Annotated in this window: 8 protein-coding genes and 1 tRNA gene; 5 read left to right on the plus strand and 4 right to left on the minus strand. The window is 71.5% G+C overall.

The window, feature by feature from the left end:
- Nucleotides 1–3 precede the first annotated feature (3 nt).
- A complete protein-coding gene (locus AC5L35_RS36565; RefSeq protein ID WP_495064343.1) occupies nt 4–1,641 on the minus strand; it encodes an acyl-CoA dehydrogenase family protein in 1,638 nt (545 codons plus the stop codon).
- A gap of 148 nt (nt 1,642–1,789) precedes the next feature.
- Between AC5L35_RS36565 and AC5L35_RS36570 the strand changes: the two genes are divergently transcribed.
- Nucleotides 1,790–2,749: a Ppx/GppA phosphatase family protein gene (locus AC5L35_RS36570; RefSeq protein ID WP_495064344.1), complete on the plus strand. Its 960-nt coding sequence runs from the start codon at nt 1,790–1,792 to the stop codon at nt 2,747–2,749.
- A 12-nt stretch (nt 2,750–2,761) separates the two neighbouring features.
- On the opposite strand, the gene AC5L35_RS36575 is transcribed toward AC5L35_RS36570, so the two are convergent.
- Nucleotides 2,762–4,213, minus strand: coding sequence for a S10 family peptidase (locus AC5L35_RS36575; protein ID WP_495064345.1), 1,452 nt, complete (start codon nt 4,211–4,213; stop codon nt 2,762–2,764).
- 31 nt (nt 4,214–4,244) lie between these two features.
- Here AC5L35_RS36575 and AC5L35_RS36580 point away from each other — a divergent pair, with 31 nt between their 5' ends.
- The 3 genes from AC5L35_RS36580 to AC5L35_RS36590 all read left to right on the plus strand — a co-directional run bounded on the left by AC5L35_RS36580 (nt 4,245) and on the right by AC5L35_RS36590 (nt 6,530).
- Nucleotides 4,245–4,946: a uracil-DNA glycosylase gene (locus AC5L35_RS36580; protein ID WP_495064351.1), complete on the plus strand. Its 702-nt coding sequence runs from the start codon at nt 4,245–4,247 to the stop codon at nt 4,944–4,946.
- A 29-nt stretch (nt 4,947–4,975) separates the two neighbouring features.
- Nucleotides 4,976–6,412: an NAD(P)/FAD-dependent oxidoreductase gene (locus AC5L35_RS36585; RefSeq protein WP_495064346.1), complete on the plus strand. Its 1,437-nt coding sequence runs from the start codon at nt 4,976–4,978 to the stop codon at nt 6,410–6,412.
- 44 nt (nt 6,413–6,456) lie between these two features.
- Nucleotides 6,457–6,530, plus strand: a tRNA-Leu gene (locus AC5L35_RS36590).
- A gap of 116 nt (nt 6,531–6,646) precedes the next feature.
- On the opposite strand, the gene AC5L35_RS36595 is transcribed toward AC5L35_RS36590, so the two are convergent.
- Nucleotides 6,647–7,585, minus strand: a complete 939-nt coding sequence (locus AC5L35_RS36595) for a cyclase family protein (protein WP_495064347.1) — start codon at nt 7,583–7,585, stop codon at nt 6,647–6,649.
- A 191-nt stretch (nt 7,586–7,776) separates the two neighbouring features.
- Here AC5L35_RS36595 and AC5L35_RS36600 point away from each other — a divergent pair, with 191 nt between their 5' ends.
- Nucleotides 7,777–8,250 carry a hypothetical protein gene (locus AC5L35_RS36600; protein ID WP_495064348.1) on the plus strand — a complete coding sequence of 158 codons (474 nt, stop codon included), beginning with the start codon at nt 7,777–7,779 and terminating at the stop codon, nt 8,248–8,250.
- On the opposite strand, the gene AC5L35_RS36605 is transcribed toward AC5L35_RS36600, so the two are convergent.
- Nucleotides 8,247–8,717, minus strand: coding sequence for a VOC family protein (locus tag AC5L35_RS36605; protein ID WP_495064349.1), 471 nt, complete (start codon nt 8,715–8,717; stop codon nt 8,247–8,249). The two genes, AC5L35_RS36600 and AC5L35_RS36605, sit on opposite strands and share 4 nt — an antisense overlap.
- Nucleotides 8,718–9,011 lie beyond the last annotated feature (294 nt).

The following is a 9,011-nucleotide window of genomic DNA, read 5'->3' on the forward strand; positions in this document are numbered from 1 at the left end:
TCCTCAGCGGGGTGTGACCCGCTCCAGGAGTGCCGCCGCCGGCACGTCGGCCGGGAGGGTGCCTGCCGTGCGCCACGGGCCGTCGGAGCCGAAGCGCGACGCCACGAACGCCGACGACACCTCGTCGGGCGCGTGCCGCAGCAGGAGCGCTCCCTGCAGGCACAGGCCGATCAGCTCGGCGAGGCGCCGGGCGCGCCGCTCGTCGCGCCCCTGCAGTTCGGTGCGGAGCTCCCGGACGCCGCGGTCGAAACGGGCGTCGGCGCCCGCGGCCGCGTCCACCTCCGCCAGCACCGCGTCCACGGAGCCGGGGGAACGGGTCACCGCGCGCAGGACGTCGAGCGCGGTGACGTTGCCCGAACCCTCCCAGATCGAGTTGAGCGGGGCCTCCCGGTAGAGCCGCGGCAGCGCCGACTCCTCGACGTAGCCGTTGCCGCCGAGGCACTCCAACGCCTCGGCCACCACGGCGGGCGCCCGCTTGCACACCAGGTACTTCGACGCCGGGAGCGCGAGCCGGAGCAAGGAGCGCTCACCACGGTCGACGGCACCCGCGAGCCGCAGGGCCAGCGCGGTGGCGGCCTCGGACTCCAGCGCGAGGTCCGCGACCACGGCCTGCATCAGCGGGGCGTCGGCGAGCCGGGACCCGAACGCGCTGCGGTGGGCCACGTGGTGCGCCGCCTCCGTCACGGCGGCCCGGGTGAGGGCCGCGGAGCCGAGCACGCAGTCGAGGCGGGTCATCGACACCATGTCGATGATCGTGGCGATGCCCCGTCCCTCGTCGCCGAGCCGTCGGCCCGTCGCACCGGTGTACTCGATCTCGGCGGAGGCGTTGGACCGGTTGCCGAGCTTGTCCTTGAGCCGCTGGAGCCGGATCGCGTTGCGGGTGCCGTCGGGGAGCACGCGGGGCAGCACGAAGCAGGTGAGGCCGCCGGGAGCCTGGGCGAGGGTGAGGAACAGGTCGTTCATCGGCGCGGAGGTGAACCACTTGTGGCCGACGAGCCGGTAGGTCCCGTCCGGCGCGGGCGTGGCCGACGTGGTGCCGGCGCGGACGTCGGAGCCGCCCTGCTTCTCGGTCATGGACATGCCGGCCAGCAGCCCCGCCTTCGTCGCAGGCTCGGCGAGCCCGAACTCGTACGACGTGGAGACCAGGCCGGGCTCGTACACCGCCGCGAGCGCGGGATCGTGGCGCAGTGCGGGCACCGCGGCGTAGGTCATCGAGACCGGGCAGCCGTGCCCGGACTCGAGCTGGCTCATCAGGTAGAAGCCCGCCGCCCGCCGCACGTGGGCGCCGGTGCCGGGCTCCGCGGCCCACGGGGTGGCGTGCAACCCCGCTCCGACCGCGGTGCGGAGCAGCCAGTGCCACGACGGGTGGAACTCCACCTCGTCGACGCGGTAGCCGTACCGGTCGTGGGTGTGCAGCACGGGTTCGTGCGCGTTGGCCAGCCGCGCGTGCTCCTGCGCCTCCGGCGAGGTGACCAGCGCGCCCAGCCGTCCGAGGTCCGGCAGCGCGTCCTGCGCACCCTCCCGGCGAACGGCGTCGGTGAGTGCCGGATCGCAGGCGAGCGGGTCGTGACCGGCCAGGGGAGGCACCTGGTTCGAGACGCGATGGGTCTCGCCGCCGACGGCCCCGATCTGATCGACCACGCCCGCGAGGCTAGCCCCGGGAAGGCCACCCCGGGGGTTCAGGAAAGCCACTTTCAGGCCCTCTGCGGGCAGCAAAGTGGCTTTCCTGAACTCCCGGCACCCGCCCGCGTACGGTTGGCGCATTCCCCGATCCGACCTTGGAGGGTGCATGTCGCGCGTGGCCGCCATCGACTGCGGGACGAACTCGATCCGCCTGCTCGTCGCCGACATCACCACCGCCGCCGACGGCGCCACCGAACAGCGGGACGTGCACCGCGAGATGCGGATCGTCCGGCTCGGGCAGGGCGTCGACGCCACCGGGGAGTTCGCGCCCGAGGCGCTGGAGCGCACCCACGCGGCGCTCGTCGACTACGCGGAGGTGGTGCGCCGCGAGGGCGCCGAGCGGGTGCGGATGGTCGCCACCAGCGCCTCCCGCGACGCCCGCAACCGCGAGGAGTTCTTCGCGATGGTCCGCGAAACGCTCGGTGTGGAGGCCGAGGTGATCTCGGGTGACGAGGAGGCGAACCTGTCGTTCGTCGGGGCGGTGGGTGACCTCGATCCCGGCGACGGCCCGTTCGTCGTGGTCGACGTGGGCGGCGGCTCCACCGAGCTCGTCGTCGGCACGTTGGAGGACGGGAAGGCCACCGTCCAGGCCGCCTGCTCGGTCGACGTGGGGAGCGTCCGCCTCACCGAGCGGTGCCTGGGGGGCGACCCTCCGTCCGACGACGACGTGGCGGAGGCCCGCCGGGTGGCCACCGGCATCCTCGACGAGGCCTTCGCCTGTGTGCCGGTGGAGGGCGTTCGCACCTGGGTCGGTGTCGCGGGCACCGTCACCACGCTGTCGGCCGTCGCGCTCCGCCTGGAGGAGTACGACCCCGAGGCGGTGCACCACTCGCGGCTCGCGACCGAGGACCTGCACCGGGTGGCGGCCGAGCTGCTGGGCATGTCCCGTGAGGAGCGCAAGACCCACCGTGCGATCCACCCCGGCCGGATCGACGTGATCGGCGCCGGTGCCCTCATCGTCGACGTGCTGGCCCGGGAGCTCGCCGATCGCGCAGGCGTCACCGAGCTCGTGGTGAGCGAGCACGACATCCTCGACGGGATCGCGCGCTCGATCGCCGTCGCCTGATCCTCGCGCGCGCTACCGGCTCTCCGTCACGAACGCCGCGAGGTCGGCCGACTGCGCCAGCCGCGAGGGCTCGTGCACGTACATCATGTGGCCTGCCTCGTAGTAGCGGACCTCGATGCGGTCGCGCAGCTCGTCGGGGATCGGCAGCTGGGCGAGCACCTGCTCGGCCGCGGCGTACGGGGTGGCGCCGTCGTGGTAACCGCAGGCCACGTGCACGCGCAGGTGCGGGTTGGCGCGCATCGCCGCGGACAGCTTCCCGACGACCGACACACCCCGGCCCTCGAACTCCCTGTACGACCACGGCTGCACCCGCCCGCTCAGCACCTCGTAGGGCAGGTCGCTGGCGTAGCCGAGGCTGCTGCGGACGTGCGAGTTGAGCGCCGCCGTGTACGGCCCGGTGATCGCGGCGATGGACGGGTCGTAGCTGGGCCGCTCGCCGCCGCCGTCGTCCTCCCAGCCGGTGAACCGGCCGTCGATCCGGCCCACGGTGCGGCCCGAGGTGCGCAGCAGCTCCCGGAAGAACCGGTGGTGCTCGATCCGCAGCCGCACGCGGCGCACGTAGCCCTCGTCGAGCCCGGTCAGCGCGGCCAGCCGGCGGGCCACCCGGTCGAGGTCCTCCGCCGGGAGCCGAGCTCCACCGGCGAGCGCCGCCGGGTACTCGCCCGCGGCGAACTCCTCGGCGTCGGCGAGCACCTCCCGCAGCTCACGCCCCGGGTGCAGCCCGTGGTGGTGGGCGATCGCCGCGTAGGTGGGCAAGAAGAGCGGGAACGGCCGGTCGTTGCCCTCGGTGAAGCGGATCGACCCCATGTCCAGCACGCTGGAGATCAGCATCAGGCCGTTGAGGTACATGCCGTGCCGGTCCTGCAGGTGCTGGGCGAGCGCGGCGGCGCGCAGCGTGCCGTAGGACTCCCCGGCGAGGTACTTCGGGGAGAGCCACCGCTCGTTGCGGGTGACCCACAGCCGGACCACCTCCCCGATCGTCTCGACGTCGGAGGCGTAGCCGTGGAACTCCTCCGGCTTGCCGCCGGTGACGGCCCGGGAGTACCCGGTGGAGACGGGGTCGACGAAGACCAGGTCGGAGTGCGCGAGCAGCGACTCCTGGTTGTCGGTGAGGCCCCACGGGGGCGGGGTGAGCGCGCCAGCGTCACCCATCACGACGCGCCGCGGCCCGAACAGCCCGAGGTGCAGCCACACACTGGACGAGCCGGGGCCGCCGTTGAACGCGATCGTGAGGGGGCGGGTGGCCGGGTCGGCGCCGTCGAGCGTGTAGGCGACGACGAAGACCTCGGCGTGCGGTTCGTGGCCGTCGAACCTGCCGTCGGTGTGCTTCTCGTGACGCAGCACGATCCGCCCGGCGGTCGCCGTGTAGGCCAGCTCGCCCGCAGCCGTGCGTAACGTGTGGGAGGTGGTGACGAGGTCGTCGACGGGCGGTGCGGGCTTCTCCGGTGCGCTCTCCTCGGTCACGTTCTCGACCCTAGATCACCTCGACGCGGCATTGGTCGACTGCCGGGCCTGCCCCCGGCTGGTGGCCTGGCGGGAGCTCGTGGCCAGGGAGAAGCGGGCCGCGTACCGGGACGAGGAGTACTGGGGCCGCCCGGTGTCCGGGCTCGGTCCGGCGGACGCGTCGCTGCTGGTCGTCGGCCTCGCGCCGGCCGCGCACGGCGGCAACCGCACCGGCCGCATGTTCACCGGCGACCGGTCCGGCGACGTCCTGTTCGCGGCTCTGCACGCGGTCGGGCTCGCGAACCAGCCGACGGCCGTGCGTCGCGGCGACGGCCTCGAGCTGTTCCACACCCGGATCACCGCGCCGGTGCACTGCGCGCCACCGGACAACAAGCCGACCCCGGCCGAGCGCGACACCTGCGGCGGTTGGCTGCGTGCCGAGCTGGCGCTGCTGCGCCCGCGCGCGGCGGTGGTGCTGGGGGCGTTCGGGTGGCAGGCGCTGCTGCCGGTGCTGGCCGGAGCAGGCTGGCAGGTGCCGCGCCCGCGGCCGCGGTTCGGGCACGGGGTCCACGTCGAGCTGGCGGGCGAGCGGGGGCCACTGCACCTGTTCGGCAGCTACCACGTCAGCCAGCAGAACACCTTCACCGGCAAGCTCACTCCGGCGATGCTGGAGGATGTGCTGAGACGGGCCGCACACGCTGCAGGTATCACGGTTGGGGGTGGGTTGCCCTCATCACCCGCGCTCGGGCAGTAAAGCCGCCGTGAGAGTGGGAGCATGGGGTCATGGCGCGCAACACGAGGATCGTCGTGGTAGGCGGCGGCTACGTCGGCATGTACACAGCCCTGCAGCTGCAGAAGAAGCTGCGCCGGGGGGAAGCCGAAGTGACGGTGATCGACCCGCAGTCACACATGACGTACCAGCCGTTCCTGCCCGAAGCCTCGGCCGGATCCATCGAGCCGAGGCACGTCGTGGTGCCGCTGCGCAAGGTGCTGAGGAAGTGTCACCACCTCACCGGCCGAGTCACCCGCATCAACCACGCAACGCGTGAGGTCACCGCCGAGCTTGCCGCGGGCAACATGACCACGGTCGGTTACGACGTCCTCGTCGTGGCCCCCGGCTCGGTGGCCCGCACGCTCCCGGTGCCCGGTCTGGCCGACGTCGGCATCGCGTTCAAGACCGTCGGCGAAGCCATCTACCTGCGTAACCACGTGCTGTCCCGGCTCGACGCCGCGGCCACCACGCTCGACCCACAGCTACGTGAACGGTTCCTCACGTTCCTGGTGGTGGGCGGCGGCTACGCCGGCATCGAGGCCCTCGCCGAACTGCAGGACATGGCCCGCTACGCCACCCGCTACTACGAGAACATCACGCCGGGCGACCTGCGCTGGGTGCTCGTCGAAGCGGCCAACCGGATCATGCCCGAGGTGGGGCCCAAGATGGGGCGCTACACGGTGGAGCGCCTGCTCGAGGCCGGTATCCAGGTCAACCTCGACACGCGCGTCAAGTCGATGGTGGACGGTCACGTCGTCCTCGACGACGGCAACGAGTTCGACGCCGACACGATCGTCTGGACCGCGGGCGTCAAGCCCAACCCCATGCTCGAGCACACCGACCTGCCGCGCGACAACCGGGGCCGTGTCGAGTGCACGGCCATGCTCCAGGTCGTCGGCATGCCCGAGGTGTTCAGCGCCGGCGACTGTGCCTCGGTCCCCGACCTGTCGAAGGACGACCCGGAGGCCAAGACCAGCCCGTCGGCGCAGCACGCGGTGCGGCAGGCCAAGGTGCTCGCCGACAACATCGTGGCCCACCTGCGGGGGCGTCAGCTCACGCCGTACAAGCACAGCTACGCCGGTTCGGTGGCGAGCCTCGGTCTCTACAAGGGCGTCGCGGAGATCTACGGCATCAAGCTGCGCGGAATCGTCGCCTGGTTCATGCACCGCACCTACCACGTGAGCCGGATGCCCACCTGGAACCGGCGCGTCCGCATCGTCCTCGACTGGACCGGCGCGTTGTTCCTGGGCCGCGAGGTCGTGGCCCTCGGCCAGATCAACGACCCGAAGGCGGAGTTCGACCGCGTCGCCCGCGACCCCTCGTCGCTGCCCGCGCCACCCGCCCCGCCGGCCCCGCCCGCAGCGCGGCCCGGTGCGGAACAGGGGGGCGCTCCCCCCGGTCCCGGCCAGGGGGAGGAGGCCGTCTCACCCGGCCTCCGCGGCGCGTGACCGGGTACGCGCCGGCAGGCGCCTGATCCGTACGCTGGACGGGCGCCCCCGTAGCCCAACCGGCAGAGGCAGGCCCCTTAAAAGGGTTCCAGTGTGGGTTCGAATCCCACCGGGGGCACCTCGCCTCAACTCGTAGCTCGCCCGCTGACCAGGAGCAACACGGTCAGCGGGCGATGTTGTGCTGTCCGGCTGTTCTGTGAGCACCGGTGCTCAGCGGTGGGGTTGATCCCGCGGTCAGAATGTGGCGATCGGGTTGACCGGGCTACCGGACGTACCGGCGAAGCGGACCGGCGCGACTGCGAGGTGGAAGTCCCACTGGCCGAGTTCGGCAGCCGTCGTCGCGCACACCTCCAGGTCGCAGTTGTCGAGCAGCCACAGACCCATCGCCACGAGGCCCACGGCGTGAACCGGCATCAACACGTCGTCGTACCCCGACGGCTGAACGTCCTGAGGAGTGTCAGCGCCGATCAGCGCGACCCCCCGTTCGTGCAGCCACGGCAGGCAGGACGCGTGCCAGCCGGCCTGCGTGAATCCGCCGGCCGCACCGGCCTCGTGCCGGGCGCGGCCGTAGCCGGTCCGCAGGAGTACCGCATCGCCGGATCGCACCCGCACACCCTGGCGACGCTCGGCCTCCTCGAGATCGTCGGGAAACACACCCTGCCCCGGTTCCAACCACGGCACATCGCGGACCCGCGCAACGTCCAGCAGGACACCACGCGTGATGATCCCGTTCGCCGCCGCCGTGACGGCCGCCCACGCCGATCCCGTTGCTGGGTCGACCAGCGAGTGCGACCGCCCGTTGTACATCGCGCCGTCCCAGAAGATGTGGCACGGCGAGTCGACGTGGGTGACGGTGTTGCCGTGGAACGTGATGCCGAGTTGCTCGGACGAGAAGCCCCAGCGCCGGTCGTCGTGGAACGCGGCCACCGGCATGTTCTCGGCGCCCGGCATGTCGGCGGCGCACGGGCACGTCGTCGTCGACCGCTCCATGTCTCCCGGTACGGCAACCTCCCATGCGCACGACACGCTCCTGCCGTGGCGCACGGCCCGCGCCGCCGCCAGCCGGACGTCGTCGGTGATGTGGTTCAGAGTGCCGCGCTCGTCGTCGTCGCCCCACCGTCCCCAGTTCGACAGCGTGCTGAAGTACCCGAGCACGTCGTCCTGTGTGGGCATCGGTCGCTCTGCCGCCATCCCAGCATCGACTCCTCCGGTCACGCGGTCCGAGGCGCCAAGGCCCGCTGAACCGGCATGACACTAGATCAGCGGCTGCCGGGGACCTGGGGTGGACACGAGCGCGACGTTGACTCTCGACCTACGTGAGGCGTGATCCTTGGATGGATCGACACCCGTCGGACAGGGGGCAGATGAACGACGACGTGATGGCTCGCATGACCGCCGCGGTTGAGCGTGGGCGCACGGGTGACAGGGCAGAAGCTCGCGCTGCCCTCGAGGCGCTCTGGACCGAGATCGGGGAGGACGACGGCGATGCCTTCCACCGCTGCGTGATCGCGCACTTCACAGCGGATGTCCAGGACGACGACCGCAGCGAGCTGCTGTGGGACGAACGGGCGTTGGCTGCCGTTGCCGCGGTGACCGACGAACGCGCACAGAAGTTCGACGAGTCGTTGCAGGTCCGCAGCTTCATGCCGTCGCTCTACCTGAGCATCGCCGACGACCACCGGCGCCTCGGCGATGCGGTGCCGGCCGCCGATTTCCTCGCTCGGGCCCGCTCGGTGAGTGACGCACTCGGTGATGATCCCTACGGCGCGTTGGTCAAGAACGCGATGGAGAACATCGCTGCGGCGCTCGCCGCCGGGTCGACGGAACGCCTTTCCTAGCCGTCGACACCGTGTACGTCCGGGCTCTTGGCGTGCGGAGGGCCTGCCGCCGTCTGCGTCGCGACGTCACGCGTCCAGAACTCCACGACGTGCCCGTCGGGATCCGTGACGTAGGCCGAGCGCTGTCCCGGCGCTGTTGGATCGTCGCCGAAGTAGACCTCGTCGACGTGCACCCCGTGAGATCGGATCTGGGCCACGACCGCGTCGTAGTCACCCTCCGCGACAGTCATCGCGAAGTGAACATGCACGCCGCCTCGCGAGCCGGCGATGCCGATCTGCGGCTTCCACAGACCGATGCGGGTCTGACTTCCCGACTGCAGCCAGACGGCTTCCCGACCTCGGAACGCCTCTCCTTCCCAGCGTCCTACGACCGGCAACCCGAGTACGCCGGTGTAGAACTGCTCGGACGCCGCAAGATCACGCACTTCCATCACGAGCTCGGTCACACCCATCGTCGGGACTGGCATCTGCTTCTCCATCACAGTTGAGGTCAAGAGTGGCGAGCGAGTCGGCGAGCGCGTGCTGGGCGGCTGGTTGTAGTGCCCATGAGCGTCGTTGAGGGCGTGTCGGCCTGAAGATGGAGAGACCTTCGGGCGAGGTGTGAGTTGTCGACGCTCACGAGCCACCGGCTACAAGTGGCTGTCGCCGGCCAGGACTGCAGCGTGGGCACATGTGTCCCCCAGTGATCACAGGGGTTCTGCCGACCGCGCCCGTCTGTTCGACCCCTTACGCGGCGAGGTGCAGAAGCGGTTTCCGGCGGG

The sequence above is a fragment of the Pseudonocardia sp. OZ21 genome (genome assembly GCF_059359135.1).